Raw genomic sequence first — 16690 nt, 5'->3', positions numbered from 1 at the left:
GCCGGGCGGCATGACGCCCACCCGGCATCGGGCAGGCCATTAATGGTGCAGCATCTCATCGACCACCTGCTGTTTGTACATTTCGTTCGGGTAGTACGTCGGCCAGTTATCCATCTCTTTTAACAGCGCCTCGTGGGAGGTGTTGCCCATAAAGATATGGAAATGGGAAGAGGCTTTTGGGGCGATAGTATGGTCGCTGAACTGGACAAACTTCGGCGCCTTGCTGTCCGGATCTTTACACTCGAACAGATAGCGAACCCCTTTCTTACCTGATGCATAAGTCAGGATCTTATAGCCGCTGTAATCATACTGGCAGCGACTGATAGCCTTACCTTTGTGGAATTCCATCACGTTGTTTTCGATGCCGATAGTCTCAACGTCCGTCGCATACCCTGTGCGGTAGTAAGCTTTCACCTCGTCGAAGGATTTTTTATCCTTCTGCGCTTTCTGTTTAAAAACCGGATCCAGCGCGCCATCGAGCAAAAACGGATAGACGGATTGCCATGTCCCATCCCAGTCAGACAGCTTTCTGTCTTTGACGTCTTTATCCTCAAAGACGCCGTTCGCCGCCTTCTGTTCCGCTTCCGTCATCTGATGACCATGCGAATGGGCAAACAGCTGACCGCTTACCAGCAGCGCCCCCAGAGTCATTGCAAATTTGCCAAGATGTGCAGCCAAAACAAACTCCTCACTCCGTTTTATAAGAATGAGGATGTTATAATATAACATTTCAAATCGCAACCAATCCGCGAACGCCCTCTTGTTCCATTGTATCGCCCCGTCCACGCTGGATGATGGTCCCGCGCGACATCAGCAGATAGCTATCGGCAAGTTCAGCGGCGAAGTCGTAAAACTGCTCTACGAGCAGGATTGCCATATCCCCTCTGTCCGCCAGCTTGCGGATCACCAGGCCTATCTCTTTGATTACCGACGGCTGAATACCTTCCGTAGGTTCGTCGAGGATTAACAGCTGTGGCCGGCTCGCCAGAGCGCGACCAATCGCCAGCTGTTGCTGCTGACCACCGGAGAGATCGCCTCCACGACGATGCTTCATCTCTTTAAGCACCGGGAACAACTGCCAGATATCCTCCGGGACGCGCTTTGCGTCGCGGGCGGGGAAGCGTGACAGCCCGAGCAACAGATTCTCCTCGACCGTTAAGCGTGGAAAAATCTCACGCCCCTGCGGAACATAGGCCACACCCGACTGCACGCGCTGGTGCGGTTTGCTGTGGGTGATTTTTTTTCCCTGCCAGATAATGTCGCCTGTTTTTACCGGGATCAGGCCCATCAGACACTTGAGCAGCGTGGTTTTCCCCACCCCGTTGCGCCCCAGCAGACAGGTCACTTCACCGGTCGCCGCTTCAAAACTGACCCCGCGCAGAATATGACTACCGCCGTAATACTGATTCAGTTCGTTCACCTGTAACATGACGGCTCCTTAGCGTCCCAGATAGACTTCTATGACCTGCTCATTCGCCTGTACCTGGCGAAGTGACCCTTCCGCCAGCACGCGTCCCTGGTGCAGTACCGTCACGTGATCGGCAATGGTTTCGACAAAGCCCATATCGTGCTCGACCACCATCAGGGAGTGTTTGCCCGCAAGGGTTCTGAACAGCTCAGCCGTATAGTCGGTCTCCGCGTCGGTCATTCCGGCCGCCGGTTCATCCAGCAACAGCAGATGCGGGTCCTGCACCAGCAGCATGCCAATCTCCAGAAACTGCTTTTGCCCGTGCGAAAGCAGCCCGGCGCGGCGATTGCGCTCGCCGCCAAGCCGCAGCAAGAGCAGCATCTCGTCAATACGGTCCCGTTGCTCGCCGTTGAGTCTGGCCCGCAGGCTCGCCCAGACGGATTTGTCGGTTTTCATCGCAATCTCAAGGTTTTCCCACACCGTGAGCGCTTCAAAGACCGTGGGCTTCTGGAACTTACGTCCGATGCCCTGGCGGGCAATCTCGGCGGGTTCGAGCGCCGTCAGGTCGATGGACTGATCGTACAGCGCTCTGCCGCTTTTAGGCCGCGTCTTGCCGGTAATCACGTCCATTAATGTCGTTTTTCCCGCACCGTTTGGGCCAATCACGCAGCGCAATTCACCCACGCCAATGTTCAGTGAGAGGTCCGTCAGCGCCTGAAAACCATCGAAATTCACGTTGATGGCTTCAAGTTGCAGTACCGGATCGGTCTGGTCGCGATAGCGATCCCCGGGTAACTGGCGGGTAAATAATCCTTCGGCTGGCTGCATTAGTGTTCTCCCTTACGAAACAGACCGTAGACACCGCGCGGTAAAAACAGCGTCACGGCAATGAAAATCAGCCCCAGAAACAGCTGCCAGTATTCCGGCAGGGCGACGGTAAAGACGCTCTTCGCACCGTTTACCAGCGCCGCGCCTATCACCGGGCCGACCAGCGTGCCGCGCCCCCCCAGCGCGACCCAGATGGCCGCTTCAATTGAGTTGGTTGGCGACATTTCACCCGGGTTGATAATGCCCACCTGCGGCACATACAGTGCACCGGCCAGACCGCAGAGTACGGCTGAAAGTGTCCACACCAGCAGCTTGAAACCACGGGGATCGTACCCGCAAAACGTCAGGCGGTTTTCGGCGTCACGCACCGCGGTCAGAATGCGACCGAACTTACTTTTCGCCAGCGCGAAGCCTGTGCCCAGCGCTATCAGCAACAGCATCACGGTAGCCAGAAACAGCGCAATACGGGTGGTGGTCGCGGTAACGGAAAACCCAAGCAGCGTGGTAAAACCGGTAAAGCCGTTATTCCCGCCAAAGCCGGTTTCATTGCGAAAGAACAGCAACATCCCCGCGTACGTCAGCGCCTGGGTCATGATCGAAAAATAGACCCCTTTGATTTTTGAGCGAAAGGCAAACCAGCCAAACACCAGCGCCAGCATCCCCGGCACCATCACAATTAATACCAGTGCCCAGACAAAGTGCTGCGTCCCCCACCAGAACCACGGCAGTTCACTCCAGGAGAGAAACGACATAAACGCGGGCAGCCCGTCACCCGCCGCCTGGCGCATCAGGTACATGCCCATCGCATAGCCGCCCAGCGCGAAGAAGATACCGTGCCCCAGGGAGAGCATTCCGGCATAGCCCCACACCAGATCGAGCGCCACGGCGACGATGGCATAACAGAGGATCTTACCCGTGAGCGTGAGCATCCAGGTCGAGATCGCCAGCGGATGCGTCGCGGGCAGTAAGGCGAAAAACGGTAAAACCAGCAGGCAGGCCACGATCAGGCTACCAGCTATCTGCGTCGTGCGTGGCGCTTTGCGCGCCAGCGTTAAGGTAAGCGGCTGGCTCATCAGTCAGTAACCCTCCCTTTCAGTGCGAATAACCCCTGCGGACGTTTCTGAATAAACAGAATAATCGCCACCAGGATCAGGATTTTGCCCAATACTGCCCCCATTTGCGGTTCGAGAATTTTATTAAAGATCCCCAGCCCAAACGCCGCGGCCACGCTACCTGCCAGTTGACCCACCCCGCCAAGCACCACCACGAGGAACGAGTCGATGATATAACCCTGGCCCAGTTCTGGCCCAACGTTGCCTAACTGCGATAACGCCACGCCCCCCAGACCCGCAATCCCCGAGCCAAGCCCAAAGGCCAGCATATCGACGCGACCTGTCGGTACCCCGCAGCAGGCCGCCATACTGCGATTTTGCGTTACTGCGCGCACGTTCAGACCAAGACGGGTTTTGTTCAGAATGAGCCACGTGAAGAACAGCACCAGCAGCACAAAACCCAGTACCACAATGCGGTTCCACGGCAGCGTCAGATTGGCAAACACCTGCACGCCACCGGACAGCCATGCCGGGTTTGCCACCTCCAGGTTCTGGGCGCCAAACGTCATGCGTACCAGCTGAATAATCATCAGGCTAATACCCCATGTCGCCAGCAGCGTTTCCAGCGGTCGGCCATACAAATGACGAATAACGGTACGCTCAAGCACCATCCCGATGCTGGCGGTCACAATAAACGCCACCGGCAGTGCAACGATCGGGTAGAGCGCCAGCCACTGTGGGGCGAAGCCGGCCATCACCTGCTGAACCATCCAGGTGGCGTACGCGCCCAGCATCAGCATCTCCCCGTGGGCCATGTTAATCACCCCCAGCAGGCCGTAGGTAATTGCCAGCCCCAGCGCGGCGAGCAACAGTACCGACCCCAGCGAGAGCCCCATAAACGCCTGACCAAGCAGATCGCCCCACATCAGGCGATGCTCAATCTGTTTCAGACTTTCGGCAGCGGCAGCACGCACGCCGGCATCCGGCTCCGATGCTGCCTGCGTATACGGCGTCAGCCGGGACTGAACGTCCGGATCGTCTGATTGCCCTAACAGCACCACAGCGTTCAGGCGCACCGCAGCCTGCGGACTTGCCAGCTGGAGGTTCGCCAGCGCCAGCATCAGCGACTGACGGGCCACATCATCCGTTTCGCTGCTCACCCGTTTTTGCAGGAAATCGAGCATTTCAGGCTGTGCATCCCGCTGGAGTTGACGAGCTGCCGCACGCCTTTCCGTGACACTGTCACTCACAAGTTGATGGGTTGCCATTGCCGTCGCCACCAGATTGCGCAGCCGGTTGGTCAGACGCACGGCTTTGGTTTGGCCTGCTGCGGCTTTTGTTTCACCCAGGGGAACCATTGCCCCCTGGCGTTGTGCAAACGCATGTTTCTGGCTGTCGGTATAGAGACTTTCACTTTGTAGCGCCTGGAGCAGCGGCAACCGTGCCGCCTCCGGTGCGGTTGCCCACTGCGTCAACAGTTCTGCCTGCTGGCTGCGACTGGCGGCCACGAATTGGTCGGCATCCGATGCCTGCACCATCCCTGGCAGCAGTCCGGTAAGCCACACAATAGCGATGATCGTGCGTATGGCGTTCATGACTTTTCTCCCTGCGGTGATAACTTAGTTGCTGGCGGTTTTCATCGGCTGATCGGGCTTTTTGTCATTACCGGCAATGAAGGGACTCCACGGCTGCGCGCGCACCGGCTGTTCCGTCTGCCAGACCACATTAAACTGGCCGTTACCTTCAATTTCGCCAATCATGACCGGCTTATGCAGATGGTGGTTGGTGGCATCCATGGTGAGCGTAAAGCCTGAAGGTGCCTTGAAGGACTGACCGGCCATTGCCGCCCGAACTTTATCGACGTCGGTGGTACCTGCTTTTTCAACCGCCTGCGCCCACATGTGGATCCCGACGTAGGTGGCTTCCATCGGGTCGTTGGTGACCACGGTGTCGGCGTTCGGCAATTTGTGTGCCCTGGCATACGCTTTGTAATCCGCCACAAACGCCTGGTTGGTCGGGTTATCAACGGACTCAAAGTAGTTCCACGCCGCCAGGTTGCCCACCAGCGGTTTGGTGTCGATCCCGCGCAGCTCCTCTTCTCCCACGGAGAAGGCTACAACCGGAACATCGGTAGCTTTCAGGCCCTGGTTAGCCAGCTCTTTATAGAACGGAACGTTGGAGTCGCCGTTGATGGTGGAAACCACCGCGGTTTTCCCTCCGGCAGAGAATTTTTTGATACTGGAAACGATTGTCTGGTAATCGCTGTGACCAAACGGGGTGTATACCTCTTCTATGTCTTTGTCTTCCACCCCTTTCGAATGCAGGAAAGCACGCAAGATTTTGTTCGTGGTGCGGGGATAAACGTAATCGGTGCCTAACAGGAAGAAGCGTTTCGCGCTGCCTCCGTCTTCACTCATCAGGTACTCCACCGCCGGGATCGCCTGCTGGTTTGGCGCGGCGCCGGTATAGAAGACGTTAGGTGACATCTCTTCACCCTCATACTGCACCGGGTAGAACAGCAGTCCGTTCAGCTCCTCAAACACCGGCAGCACCGATTTACGCGACACCGACGTCCAGCAACCAAACACCACTGCCACTTTGTCCTGGCTCAGCAGCTGGCGCGCTTTTTCAGCAAACAGCGGCCAGTTCGAGGCCGGGTCAACCACTACCGGTTCCAGCTTCTTACCCAGCACGCCCCCTTTGGCGTTGATCTCATCGATGGTCATCAGCGCAACATCTTTAAGCGGCGTTTCGGAAATCGCCATCGTGCCGGAAAGGGAATGCATGATCCCCACCTTGATGGTATCGGCCGCCTGAGCGCCAAAACTCATCCCCATAGCTACGACAGACGCGGACAATGCGAAGGCTTTTAATAAGGTACGACGGTGCATATTTTCACTCCTGAAAAAGAAAGCTGTGCAAAGGCGTCCGTTACGGCGTGGACGCAGAAAATAAAAACGTCAGCTTAGAGAGAGCAAAAAGGATGCCAGGATGGATAAAGCGCTATGACAGGAGAAGTAACGAAGGATGTAAAAAGAACGACTCAGAATGGTACAGCGCTGCACTTTTATAATGCAGCGCTGTGGCGGAGGGTTTACCAGACTTCGCTGGCGATCTGCGTCACCAGGCGGACTTTGTCCCACTGCTGGGTTTCGCTCAGGCTGTTGCCCTCTTCGGTAGAGGCAAATCCGCACTGCGGGCTCAGGCAAATCTGCTCTTTAGCCACGTATTTCGCCGCCTCTTCCAGACGCGCCTTCACCCCTTCCGGGTTCTCCAGCTCGCCATTTTTGGTGGTAATAAGGCCGAGCACCACCTGCTGCTTGCCCGGGCGAACAAAACGCAGTGGTGCAAAATCACCGCTCCGGTCATTGTCGTACTCAAGGAAAAAGGCATCCACGTTGACCGTCCCGAACAGCACTTCAGCCACCGGCTCATAGCCCCCTTCGGAAATCCAGGTTGAACGGAAGTTTCCGCGACAGACATGCAGCCCGATGGTGAGATCGTCCGGCTTGCCCTCCAGTGCCTTATTCAGAACGCGGGCATATATACGCGCCAGCTCGTCGGCATCGTCACCACGCTCGCGGATCTGACGACGTTGATCGTCCGAACAGAGATAGGCCCAGACAGTGTCATCCAGCTGCAGATAACGGCAGCCCGCGTCGTAAAACGCCCGAATCGCGTCCCGCCAGGTGGTCGCCAGATCGTCAAAATAGTCCTTCAGATCCGGGTAGACCGTCGCATCAATGTCTTTGCGCCCACCGCGGAAATGCAGCACGCTCGGGCTGGGAATGGTCATCTTCGGCTGAGCATTCCCGCTAATGCTTTTCAGGTAGCGGAAATCCTCCAGCATCGGGTGATCGCCAAAGCCCAGTTTGCCGGTCACGCGCACGCCGTGGGCTTTGGTCTGTACACCGTTGAACTGAATACCCTGCTGAGAATCGTAACGCTCAACACCCTGCAGACCGTCGAAGAAATCAAAGTGCCACCAGGCACGACGAAATTCACCGTCGGTCACCACATGCAAGCCACAGGCGCACTGCTGCTCGACAACATGGCGGATCGCCTCATCCTCAACCGCACGAAGCTGCCCGGCATCAATTTCGCCGCTGGCGAATTTCAGGCGAGCCTGTTTGATGGCATCCGGACGTAAAAAGCTGCCAACTACATCGGCGCGGTATGGGGCATGGTGTCGTTGCATGGAAATCTCCTCTATCTGCCGACAATAATTGCCTGCAGTGATAATTCATTATTTGAATCTTTAGACTTCTGGATGTCTAAATGTCCAAAAAAGATGTCATACCTGCCGCCAGCCGGCAAACGAGAAAATTTCACGGGTGTTGAAAAAAATTCATCTTCACAGTGCGGAGAGCGATTCCTGGCTCGCAAACTCAAACTTTTCATCTTCCCAGCCGGTGATCCCACCGAGCATAATTTTCACCGGCAGCCCCAGACGCGCCAGCTTCAGCGCGGCTCTGTCCGCACCGTTGCAGTGAGGCCCGGCGCAATAGACCACAAACAGCGTGCCGTCAGGCCACTGGGCCATGCGTTCGGCGGTGATCTGACGCCACGGCATATGTAGCGCACCGGGAACGTGACGGCGGGCGAACTGCTGCGGGCTCCCGACGACGTGCAGCAGGACGAAATCCTGTTCATGATTCGTGATGGCATGATGCACATCGGCGCAATCGGTCTCGACGCTCAGGCGGCGCAGAAAATGGGTAACGGCTTCCTGGGGTTCAGCAGCCGGAAATTCAGTAACATAACTCATGATCCTTCCTCATCTTTGGCGTTTGTGTTAACACTACTCTATCCACAAATTCAGCCCGTGAATGCGCTCGCTTATGCCAGAAAACAGCAAAAAGATGACAAACTTAAGACAGATTTCCCGCCCTCAGGTCATTGTGCTGGCGTATGACGGTTTGTGTACCTTTGAGTTTGGCGTGGCAGTGGAAATCTTTGGTCTGCCGCGTCCGGAACTGGGAGACGAATGGTATCGTTTTGCCGTGGCGGGCGTAGACAGCGGTGAACTTCGGGCGACCGGGGGGATTCGCCTCATCACCGACGGCGATTTAACCCTGCTTGAGACGGCCGACCTGATCGTTGTGCCCGGCTGGCGAGGACTCGATTCACCGGTTCCGCCCGCGCTCTGCGCGGCATTACGTAAGGCCAATGCGCGGGGATGCCAGCTTTTGTCGATCTGTTCCGGCGTGTTTGTTCTTGCCGCTGCCGGGCTGCTGTATGGGCGTAAAGCCACAACGCACTGGCGCTATATTGAGGCGCTTAAGGCCCGGTACCCGGCCATCGAGGTGGTTGAAGATGTACTTTATCAGGACGACGGCGACATTCTCACCTCGGCGGGCAGCGCGGCAGGCATCGATTTATGCCTGCACGTGGTCCGGCGGGATTATGGGATGGAAATCGCCAACACCGTAGCGCGTCGTCTGGTCATTCCCCCGCACCGGGATGGCTCACTGCCGCAGCAGCTAAGCCGCCCGGTGGCGCAACTGCGCGAAAGTCAGCGTCTCGGTCAGCTGTTTGATTTTCTGCACACCCATCTTGCCGTATCGCACAGCGTTGATTCACTGGCGCGTCGGGTCGGCATGAGTCAACGCACCTTTCTGCGCCGCTTTCAGGATGCGACCGGCACCACGCCCGCGCGCTGGCTGCTCAATGAGCGCCTGCTGAGGGCAAAAGATTATCTGGAAAGCAGTCGCTTAAGTATCGACAGCATCGCAGAGCAGACCGGATTCGGTCAGGCATCGACCCTGCGTCACCATTTTCGGCAGCAGTTCGCCCTTTCACCGGCCCAGTATCGCAAACACTATTCGCGGCCTGCCCGCTAGTGGCCGGATTGCAGACAAAAAAAACCGCCATAATATGGCGGTAAATGCTTGCATGGATAGATTTGTATTTTGGTCTCTACGTCCCGACACTCCATGGCCGGGCAGCGGATCTCTTACAAACTAACATCCATAGTCTCAATGAAAGGTAAACAGCCTGATTAACCCGCTTTGGTATTGATTTGCAAATAACGCATCAGACCCTGCTCCGCGCTCTGTTTTGCATCATCATTGATGGCTTCCAGATAAAACGAACGCGACACACCATACGGTGCTTTTTCAGACGGATAAACCGCGAACTCGAATGTTTTACCTCTTGCCTGATTGGTGCAGCCTAATTGCCAGCGCTGGTCATCAATTTTGGTGCTATTACAGGCCACGCGTCCGTAATCGCTGGTTAAATATGACCCAACACGCGCTTTCGCGGACTGAATATATTCTGGTTCGTCATTACTAATAGAGTAAATACCTGCACCCGCCCCAACAGCAACCACCAGCAGCGCAAGCGCTATCATTTTTTTCATTTAACAAGACCCATTCCTTAGCCAGAGTTTAACCATTATATAGGATTTATCCTTAAAGCTAGTGGCTAATTACGTACCAAAATTGGCGGTTAACAAACTTGATGCTAATTTTAGGAAAAGTCTCATCACAGCTGTCGCCGCACAGAATTTGACACTCTCTTTGCGCTAATTTGAATTTTTGAATAATTTCCCGAAGAAATTATTGGCATGATAGTCCCGCGATGGCATTCAACGGTGAAATAATGATGAGAAAAGGGTTAACGCTGATATTGCTGGTGTGTGGATTATTTTCAGGTCAGCTCATGGCAGGACATAAAGGCCATGAATATGTGTGGGTAAAGAATGTGGAACATCAGCTCCGCCATGAAGCGGATAGCGATGAATTACGCAGCGTTGCAGAAGAGTCAGCGGAAGGTTTGCGCGAACACCACCTGTGGCAGAAATCGCGCAAACCAGACACGCACTTTCGGTAATTAATTACCCTTACGCTTCGGCAGGGTTTTCATTAAATCGTCCGGGCTCACGGAGGCCACAACGCTACCCGGTGACGGCATTTTGAAAATATGATTTTTCATCTTGCCAATCACATGCATTTCGCACGGACGGCAGTCAAATTTCAGGGTCAGCACTTCGTCGCCATTCACCAGCTGCATCGGTGTGGCCTTCCAGCTTTTAATATTCCCTTTCGCCTGTTTCGGGCAGAGGTTGAAGGCGAAGCGCAGACAGTGCTTGGTGATCATCACCGGCACATCGCCCTTCTCTTCATGGGCTTCATAGGCTGCGTCAATCAGCTGTACGCCGTGACGGTGATAGAATTCACGCGCTTTGTGGTTATAGACATTCGCCAGGAAGGACAAGTGCGTGTCGGGGTAAACCGGCGCAGGAACGGTTTCGGCCTTGCGGCTGCCGCGTGGATAGTTAGCCAGGCGGGCGGCATCCAGCATTTCTGCCGTCTCGCGGCGGAACTGATTCAGCAGGCTGTTCGGAACAAACAGGGCATCCGGCAGGTTAACGTCGATATGACGCGCGTAGTAAAGGGTCTGCCCCAGCTTCGCCACGCCATCCTTCAGGTTGTTAAGGGCTTTTTCCGCGTTGTTTGCCACCTCGAACAGACCATCAAGCGTGTGCGTCACGCTGATACCGTCTTCACAGGTCATGGTCAGGATCAGCTGCTCTTCCCAGCCGCCCAGTTCAATGTCCACCGCGATACGGCGTTCGCTCGAGGTTTTCAGCAGCGCCTGCTGCCAGTTGTGGTCAAGGTTACGGTTCAGTGCCGCGTTAGGGCGCGCTTTGTAGAGATCCGCAGGCATCTCGTTTGGCCATACGCGATAGCGATTTTCACCAGTTTTTTCCACCGTATTCGCACGGAAGCCCACCACTTCACGCTTGATCATCACGTTCAGGCCATCGCCATTGGCCAGCGGCTCGGTCACTTCCACGTCGAGGTGATCTTTTGCCACTTTCAGCACTTCACCCACCGGTAAACCGATAAACTTCGGTGAATCAAACGCACCGATATCCCCTTTACGGGCATTCACAAAGTAGTCAGTGCTGCCGCGGTGGAAAGTTTTGTCCGTTGACGGAATAAAGAAATGCTCGGTACGACCGGCCGACGCACGCGCCAGGTCACCGCGATCTTCAATGATGGCATCCAGCATCTGACGATAGTGAGCGGTGATATTCTTCACGTAGCTCATGTCTTTATAACGCCCTTCAATTTTGAAGGAGCGCACGCCGGCGTCAATCAGCGCACCCAGGTTGGCGGTCTGATCGTTATCTTTCATCGAGAGCAGGTGTTTTTCGAACGCCACAACGCGGCCCTGATCGTCTTTCAGGGTATACGGCAGACGGCAGGCCTGAGAGCAGTCGCCGCGGTTGGCGCTGCGCCCCGTCTGGGCGTGGGAAATATTGCACTGACCAGAATAGGCGACGCACAGCGCGCCGTGGATAAAGAATTCAATGGTTGCGTCGGTCGCCTGGTGAATATCGCGGATCTGGTTCAGGTTCAGCTCACGCGCCAGCACGATCTGGGAAAAACCCACATCAGAAAGAAACTTCGCCTTCTCTACCGTGCGGATATCGCACTGGGTACTGGCATGCAGTTCAATGGGGGGAATATCCAGCTCCAGCACGCCCATATCCTGCACAATCAGGGCATCGACGCCGGTCTGGTAGAGATCGGTAATTAAACGTTGCGCAGGCTCCAGCTCATCATCATGCAGAATGGTGTTCAGGGTCACGAACACTTTCGCCCCAAAGCGATGGGCGAACGGCACCAGTTCAGCAATATCGCTCAGGCTGTTGCTGGCGTTATGGCGGGCACCAAAGCCAGGCCCACCAATGTAGACGGCATCAGCACCATGAAGGATCGCTTCACGGGCGATAGAGGCGTCGCGGGCCGGGCTTAAGAGTTCGAGATGATGGGATTGCAGGCGCATACTTCGTCGTTATCCGTTATGGTCAAAATGGCGGCTATTGTAGTCAGAAGTATGCGGCAGCGAAACAGTTTTGCGTCGCTTCAGCGGGGATAATGGATCAGGGAGTGAAAATGCACCGGCCGGTCGCTGCTGTTGCGATAGGCGTGCGGTTTATCCCCGGCAAAACGCACCCCCGAATCGGCAGTAATGGTCTGCCACTCGCCATCGATGTTCATCTCCAGTTCGCCGCTGATCACCACCACGTGTTCAATCACGCCAGCCTCGTGGGGCGTGGATTCGCTCAGGGCACCGGCAGCGAGGGTTATCGAAAAGTGGTCGAATTTTAGCGTCTCATCCCACGGGAATAACGGTTTCACCACCATCGCCTGCTGCTCCGGGTCGAATACCGCCTGCCTGTCAGCTGCCGGCGTGATGAAGGCAGAAAAAGGGATGTTCAGCCCCGTGGCGATTTTCCACAACGTGGATACCGTCGGGCTGGATTCATTGCGCTCGATTTGCCCGAGCATGGCCTTTGAAACGCCGGTCTCTTCCGCCAGTCTGGCGAGGCTCCAGCCACGCGCCTGACGCTCGGTTTTCAGTGTGTAAGCAAGATGTTGTGTGATGTCCATGTTCCCTCCTGATGCGACCGATCATACCACTTGTACGCTATAACGCACAGTGTTACCTTAAAGTGGACGTTATAACGCACAACGGAGTTTTCATGCGCCCTTCATCCTCGCTCTTTCCTGCCGTTCTCGCCGGTTTTGTCGCCGTTCTGGTGGGATATGCCAGTTCCGCCGCCATTATCTGGCAAGCCGCTGCCGCCGCAGGCGCAAACGCGCAGCAGATCGCTGGCTGGATGACGGCCCTGGGGATAGGTATGGGGGTCAGCACGCTGGCGCTTTCCTGGTGGTATAAAGCCCCGGTGCTTACCGCCTGGTCTACACCCGGCGCGGCGCTGTTAGCCACCAGCCTGCACGGGGTAACGCTTGCCGAGACCATCGGGATTTTTATCTTTGCCAACGCGCTCATTCTGCTGTGCGGCGTAACCGGGTTGTTTGCTCGCCTGATGAAGCTTATCCCGCATTCCCTTGCCGCTGCTATGCTCGCCGGGGTGTTGCTCAGGTTTGGACTGCAGGCGTTCAGCAATCTTGAGGGGCATTTTTTACTGTGCGGCAGCATGCTGGCGGCATGGCTGTTCGCCAAAGCGCTGGCACCCCGCTACGCCATTGTCGCCACGTTGCTGGTGGGCAGTATGGTGGCCTGGGCGGGAGGTGACATTGTCACAAAAGAGTTAACCCTTTCCGTGGTGATGCCCACGTTTATCGCGCCAACCTTTACGTTAACCAGTCTGATAAGCATTGGTGTGCCCTTCTTCCTGGTCACCATGGCGTCCCAGAATGCGCCGGGCTTCGCCACGATGCAGGCTTCCGGCTATCCTCTGGCCGTATCTCCGCTGATGATCGTCACCGGAGGGCTGGCACTGGTGTTATCCCCGTTCGGCGTCTTTTCCATCTGTATCGCCGCGATCACCGCTGCGATTTGCCAGAGCCCGGATGCGCACCCGGATGCCAGCAAACGCTGGCTTGCCGCCATGGCCGCAGGCGGGTTTTATCTGCTGGCGGGCATTTTTGGCGGATCCATTTCCGGGCTGATGGCCTCCCTTCCCCTGAGCTGGATCCAGATGCTCGCCGGCCTGGCGCTGCTGGGCACCATCAGCGGGAGCTTATATCAGGCATTGAACAATGAAACGGAGCGCGACGCGGCAATAGTCACCTTTCTGATGACCGCCAGCGGCGTCACGATCCTGGGTATTGGCTCTGCGTTCTGGGGGCTGGTGTTGGGCGGCGTATGTTATACGGTCTTTTCACACCTTCGCCGCGCGTAGCTGCGAGGGCGTTATGCCCATCATGCTGCGAAAGCGGTTACTGAAATGGCTGGCGGAGTTAAACCCGCAGGCCAGCGCGATATCGGTGAGCGGTGTGGTTGTGTGCTGCACCAGCGCTTTGGCTTTCTCCATCCGACGCTGCATCACGTACTGATGCGGTGCCAGCCCCATGGACTGACGGAACATTCTGGCGAAATGATACTCGCTCAGCGCGGCCTGTTCGGCCAGTTCCGCCAGCGTCAGCGGCTGGGAAAGGTTCTCTTCGATAAACGCCAGCACGTTACGCAGCACAAACGGCGACAACCCGCCGGTCACCACCGGCAGCTTCCACTGCACGCTGGAGTAATGCTGTAACAGGTGGGTCATCAACAGCGTAGACGCGGTACTCAGGGTGAGCTGGTTAGCTTTTTGCTGCCAGTCGCAGCCGAGCAAAAACTGACGGTAAAGCGCGGTAATTTTCGGGTCGCTGCCGAAAATCTTTTCATCCAGCGTCAGGGACAGCGGGCGCTTGTCCCAGATTTTTTCCCCGACATCACGCAGATGCTCATCGGTGCAGTAGAGATGGACAAACGACAGGTCATCGCGAATATCCCACGTCGATTCACTCTCTTTTGGCATCAGACAGAAACGGTCCGGGCCGCCGCCGTTTTTCCAGCCGCCCGGCGTTTTTTGATAGCTCTCATAACCGTCCGCCACGTACAGGCTGAGGGTATGGTGATTACTTTTTACGGTTATCGTGTCGTGCTTGTTGTACCAGGCTGCCAGTTGAATACCGGAATTCAGCGCAACGGTTTCCCGCAGCACGGCGTTCTGCTGGCGTAGCGTTTCAAAGGTATCGTAAGCGCGAGACATAGCTATTAACGGGTGAGTAATCAGACTCTCAGTCTATGAAGTGTTGCGCCACGATGCCAGATCTGCAGCCACAAAAAAGCGCAAGAATATGCAAGTCCACCGCAAATCGGTGAAAGCAATGTCATGCCACTCGCGCCAGACTGCACTTTTCAGTATGTGAGAAGAGAGCAACAATGAACGCATTACTCTATGGACTGGTGGTGGTGATATGGGGAACAACCTGGATTGCCATTTTCCTGCAACAGGGGCCAGTCGCAGCCCCGGTGTCAATTTTCTGGCGCTTTGCCGTGGCCTGCGCCACGATCATGATCGTCTTAATTGCCCTGCGTCGGCTTCGTAAGCTGGCCTTGCGGGATCATCTCTTTTGCATGCTGCAGGGATGCTGCGTTTTTTGCTTCAACTTCTGGTGTTTTTATACCGCCGCCGCGCACATCAATACCGGACTGGAGTCGGTGATTTTCTCGATGGCCGTACTGTATAACGCCATCAACAGCTTTATTTTCTTCGGTCAGCGCCCACCCGCACGCTTCTGGACGGCGGCGGCCCTGGGGCTTATCGGGATCATCACCCTCTTCTGGGACGACCTGCTGGCGAGTGGCTGGAGTGCCTCCCTGCTGACGGGGGTTGGCCTTTCAGCACTGGGGACCTACGGGTTCTCGCTGGGCAATATGATCAGCATGCGCCACCAGCGAAAAGGGCTGGAGACCATGACCACCAACGCCTGGGCGATGTTTTACGGTACGGTCATTATGGGCTGCATTGCCCTGTTCCGGGGTGACAGTTTTATCCCCGAATGGACGGTGAGTTACATTGGTGCGCTGCTTTATCTCGCCATTTTTGGTTCGGTCATCGCTTTTGGCGCCTACTTCACGCTGGTGGGACGCATTGGCCCGGGCAAAGCGGCATACAGTACGCTGCTCTTCCCGCTGGTGGCGCTGTCCATCTCCACGGTCTATGAAGGTTACGTGTGGCATCTCAACGGCATCATTGGATTACTGCTGATTCTGGGCGGGAATATGGTGATGTTTACGAAACCGGAAACCTGGTTCAGACGTTTGCGTATGGCATAAAAAAAGGCCTGCATTGCTGCAGGCCGTTTTGATTATTTCGCGGTTTTCTTAACATCAAACATGGTGGCATCCGTCGCCATGTCATCCACAACCTGTTTTAACGTTGCGAAGCCCATTGGCGTGTTTTCGTTCGCCAGCTCTTTACCTTCGCCTTTACGCACGACCTTCATGACCGGCTTATTCGTCGCCGAATCAATCAGCTCGCCTTCGAAGAAGAGATGGGTATCCATGGTGCGGTGCCCCGTTGCCATCTGCGTACCTGCAACCACTAACGCGACGGGCACTACTTCATAGAACTGCAGACCTTCTTTCTGTGAACTCACACCGGTAATCGCACCGCGGAAGATCAGGCTGTGTTTACCTGGTGTCGTAACAACAGGTTTACGCTGGCTGATTGCCGCTTTCATTTTGGTGTTGGTATAAGCCAGAAGCTCATCAAGCGTTTTTTGACCAATTTGGGTCGTTGGTTTTGGCGCTGGATAATAGGTGATTGGCGTCCATAAAATACTGTCGTAATTTGCCTCGTTATACGACGGGTCGACCCAACGCAGCGTCGGTTTACCCGTTGCGGACGTTGTTTGCTGCAATCCAGAATAATCTTTTAAAAAGCCTGAATATTGTTCGGGGGCGGCGACTTTAGACGAACAGCCCGCTAACGCCAACAGACCAGAAAGCACTGCAACTTTAAAAAAAGTGTGAGTACGCATGATGGTATTCCATGTTATCTGCAAGTATGCATTTGAAGTTATAGCAAAAGTCTGGCGGGTTTGTTGTGACAAAAAATGATGTAAGCAGCACAAATTGCGAAAAG

The 16690-nt window shown here is 55.6% G+C and carries 17 protein-coding genes; 4 read left to right on the top strand and 13 right to left on the bottom strand.

Annotated elements, in window-relative coordinates:
* Positions 1–39: 39 nt before the first annotated feature.
* The 8 genes from zinT to AM379_RS19445 all read right to left on the bottom strand — a co-directional run bounded on the left by zinT (position 40) and on the right by AM379_RS19445 (position 8056).
* Positions 40–678, bottom strand: coding sequence for a metal-binding protein ZinT (zinT, locus tag AM379_RS19480; protein WP_106504370.1), 639 nt, complete (start codon positions 676–678; stop codon positions 40–42).
* A 52-nt stretch (positions 679–730) separates the two neighbouring features.
* Positions 731–1429 (bottom strand): urea ABC transporter ATP-binding subunit UrtE, encoded by a 699-nt coding sequence (gene urtE / locus AM379_RS19475; protein ID WP_014170038.1) that lies wholly within the window; start codon positions 1427–1429, stop codon positions 731–733.
* Positions 1430–1438: 9 nt separating this feature from the next.
* A complete protein-coding gene (urtD, locus tag AM379_RS19470; RefSeq protein WP_014170037.1) occupies positions 1439–2236 on the bottom strand; it encodes an urea ABC transporter ATP-binding protein UrtD in 798 nt (265 codons plus the stop codon).
* Positions 2236–3309 (bottom strand): urea ABC transporter permease subunit UrtC, encoded by a 1074-nt coding sequence (urtC, locus tag AM379_RS19465; RefSeq protein ID WP_020884164.1) that lies wholly within the window; start codon positions 3307–3309, stop codon positions 2236–2238. The genes urtD and urtC overlap by 1 nt, the downstream gene beginning before the upstream one ends.
* Positions 3309–4883 (bottom strand): urea ABC transporter permease subunit UrtB, encoded by a 1575-nt coding sequence (gene urtB / locus AM379_RS19460; RefSeq protein ID WP_106504104.1) that lies wholly within the window; start codon positions 4881–4883, stop codon positions 3309–3311. The genes urtC and urtB overlap by 1 nt, the downstream gene beginning before the upstream one ends.
* 24 nt (positions 4884–4907) lie before the next feature.
* The gene (urtA, locus tag AM379_RS19455) at positions 4908–6179 is read right to left on the bottom strand and encodes an urea ABC transporter substrate-binding protein (RefSeq protein ID WP_020884166.1); all 1272 of its coding nucleotides are present in this window, start codon (positions 6177–6179) and stop codon (positions 4908–4910) included.
* Between the two features lie 203 nt (positions 6180–6382).
* Complete coding sequence (locus tag AM379_RS19450; RefSeq protein ID WP_047356507.1) at positions 6383–7486, bottom strand: cobalamin-independent methionine synthase II family protein; 1104 nt, start codon at positions 7484–7486, stop codon at positions 6383–6385.
* Between the two features lie 156 nt (positions 7487–7642).
* Positions 7643–8056: a rhodanese-like domain-containing protein gene (locus tag AM379_RS19445; RefSeq protein ID WP_025204217.1), complete on the bottom strand. Its 414-nt coding sequence runs from the start codon at positions 8054–8056 to the stop codon at positions 7643–7645.
* A gap of 73 nt (positions 8057–8129) precedes the next feature.
* Here AM379_RS19445 and ftrA point away from each other — a divergent pair, with 73 nt between their 5' ends.
* Positions 8130–9131, top strand: coding sequence for a transcriptional regulator FtrA (gene ftrA, locus AM379_RS19440; RefSeq protein WP_106504103.1), 1002 nt, complete (start codon positions 8130–8132; stop codon positions 9129–9131).
* A gap of 158 nt (positions 9132–9289) precedes the next feature.
* On the opposite strand, the gene AM379_RS19435 is transcribed toward ftrA, so the two are convergent.
* The gene (locus tag AM379_RS19435) at positions 9290–9652 is read right to left on the bottom strand and encodes a hypothetical protein (protein ID WP_020884170.1); all 363 of its coding nucleotides are present in this window, start codon (positions 9650–9652) and stop codon (positions 9290–9292) included.
* A gap of 242 nt (positions 9653–9894) precedes the next feature.
* Here AM379_RS19435 and AM379_RS19430 point away from each other — a divergent pair, with 242 nt between their 5' ends.
* Positions 9895–10125, top strand: coding sequence for a DUF2554 family protein (locus tag AM379_RS19430; protein WP_025204219.1), 231 nt, complete (start codon positions 9895–9897; stop codon positions 10123–10125).
* Here the strand turns inward: AM379_RS19430 and AM379_RS19425 are convergent, their stop codons facing one another.
* Positions 10126–12090 carry a peptidase U32 family protein gene (locus tag AM379_RS19425; protein ID WP_014170027.1) on the bottom strand — a complete coding sequence of 655 codons (1965 nt, stop codon included), beginning with the start codon at positions 12088–12090 and terminating at the stop codon, positions 10126–10128.
* A gap of 80 nt (positions 12091–12170) precedes the next feature.
* Positions 12171–12698: a helix-turn-helix domain-containing protein gene (locus AM379_RS19420; RefSeq protein ID WP_014170026.1), complete on the bottom strand. Its 528-nt coding sequence runs from the start codon at positions 12696–12698 to the stop codon at positions 12171–12173.
* A 92-nt stretch (positions 12699–12790) separates the two neighbouring features.
* Here AM379_RS19420 and AM379_RS19415 point away from each other — a divergent pair, with 92 nt between their 5' ends.
* The gene (locus AM379_RS19415; RefSeq protein WP_106504102.1) at positions 12791–13957 is read left to right on the top strand and encodes a benzoate/H(+) symporter BenE family transporter; all 1167 of its coding nucleotides are present in this window, start codon (positions 12791–12793) and stop codon (positions 13955–13957) included.
* On the opposite strand, the gene AM379_RS19410 is transcribed toward AM379_RS19415, so the two are convergent.
* Positions 13937–14809, bottom strand: coding sequence for a helix-turn-helix domain-containing protein (locus AM379_RS19410; RefSeq protein WP_032681026.1), 873 nt, complete (start codon positions 14807–14809; stop codon positions 13937–13939). The genes AM379_RS19415 and AM379_RS19410 overlap by 21 nt on opposite strands.
* Before the next feature lie 173 nt (positions 14810–14982).
* On the opposite strand from AM379_RS19410, the gene AM379_RS19405 reads away from it, so the two are divergent.
* Positions 14983–15879 (top strand): DMT family transporter, encoded by an 897-nt coding sequence (locus AM379_RS19405; RefSeq protein ID WP_106504101.1) that lies wholly within the window; start codon positions 14983–14985, stop codon positions 15877–15879.
* A 32-nt stretch (positions 15880–15911) separates the two neighbouring features.
* On the opposite strand, the gene AM379_RS19400 is transcribed toward AM379_RS19405, so the two are convergent.
* Positions 15912–16586: a DUF3313 domain-containing protein gene (locus AM379_RS19400; protein WP_020884175.1), complete on the bottom strand. Its 675-nt coding sequence runs from the start codon at positions 16584–16586 to the stop codon at positions 15912–15914.
* Positions 16587–16690 lie beyond the last annotated feature (104 nt).

Origin of the sequence: Enterobacter cloacae complex sp. FDA-CDC-AR_0132, assembly GCF_003010695.1 — a bacterium.
GTDB classification, from domain to species: Bacteria; Pseudomonadota; Gammaproteobacteria; order Enterobacterales; family Enterobacteriaceae; genus Enterobacter; species Enterobacter ludwigii.
This window is presented reverse-complemented; position numbering and strand designations above follow the sequence as displayed.

What these genes read in the sequence shown, in the direction of transcription:
- urtE (WP_014170038.1), bottom strand. Translation starts at nt 1,429, where the DNA reads ATGTTACAGGTGAACGAACTGAATCAGTATTACGGCGGTAGTCATATT.
- urtD (WP_014170037.1), bottom strand. Translation starts at nt 2,236, where the DNA reads ATGCAGCCAGCCGAAGGATTATTTACCCGCCAGTTACCCGGGGATCGC.
- urtC (WP_020884164.1), bottom strand. Translation starts at nt 3,309, where the DNA reads ATGAGCCAGCCGCTTACCTTAACGCTGGCGCGCAAAGCGCCACGCACG.
- urtB (WP_106504104.1), bottom strand. Translation starts at nt 4,883, where the DNA reads ATGAACGCCATACGCACGATCATCGCTATTGTGTGGCTTACCGGACTG.
- urtA (WP_020884166.1), bottom strand. Translation starts at nt 6,179, where the DNA reads ATGCACCGTCGTACCTTATTAAAAGCCTTCGCATTGTCCGCGTCTGTC.
- AM379_RS19450 (WP_047356507.1), bottom strand. Translation starts at nt 7,486, where the DNA reads ATGCAACGACACCATGCCCCATACCGCGCCGATGTAGTTGGCAGCTTT.
- AM379_RS19445 (WP_025204217.1), bottom strand. Translation starts at nt 8,056, where the DNA reads ATGAGTTATGTTACTGAATTTCCGGCTGCTGAACCCCAGGAAGCCGTT.
- ftrA (WP_106504103.1), top strand. Translation starts at nt 8,130, where the DNA reads ATGCCAGAAAACAGCAAAAAGATGACAAACTTAAGACAGATTTCCCGC.
- AM379_RS19435 (WP_020884170.1), bottom strand. Translation starts at nt 9,652, where the DNA reads ATGAAAAAAATGATAGCGCTTGCGCTGCTGGTGGTTGCTGTTGGGGCG.
- AM379_RS19430 (WP_025204219.1), top strand. Translation starts at nt 9,895, where the DNA reads ATGATGAGAAAAGGGTTAACGCTGATATTGCTGGTGTGTGGATTATTT.
- AM379_RS19425 (WP_014170027.1), bottom strand. Translation starts at nt 12,090, where the DNA reads ATGCGCCTGCAATCCCATCATCTCGAACTCTTAAGCCCGGCCCGCGAC.
- AM379_RS19420 (WP_014170026.1), bottom strand. Translation starts at nt 12,698, where the DNA reads ATGGACATCACACAACATCTTGCTTACACACTGAAAACCGAGCGTCAG.
- AM379_RS19415 (WP_106504102.1), top strand. Translation starts at nt 12,791, where the DNA reads ATGCGCCCTTCATCCTCGCTCTTTCCTGCCGTTCTCGCCGGTTTTGTC.
- AM379_RS19410 (WP_032681026.1), bottom strand. Translation starts at nt 14,809, where the DNA reads ATGTCTCGCGCTTACGATACCTTTGAAACGCTACGCCAGCAGAACGCC.
- AM379_RS19405 (WP_106504101.1), top strand. Translation starts at nt 14,983, where the DNA reads ATGAACGCATTACTCTATGGACTGGTGGTGGTGATATGGGGAACAACC.
- AM379_RS19400 (WP_020884175.1), bottom strand. Translation starts at nt 16,586, where the DNA reads ATGCGTACTCACACTTTTTTTAAAGTTGCAGTGCTTTCTGGTCTGTTG.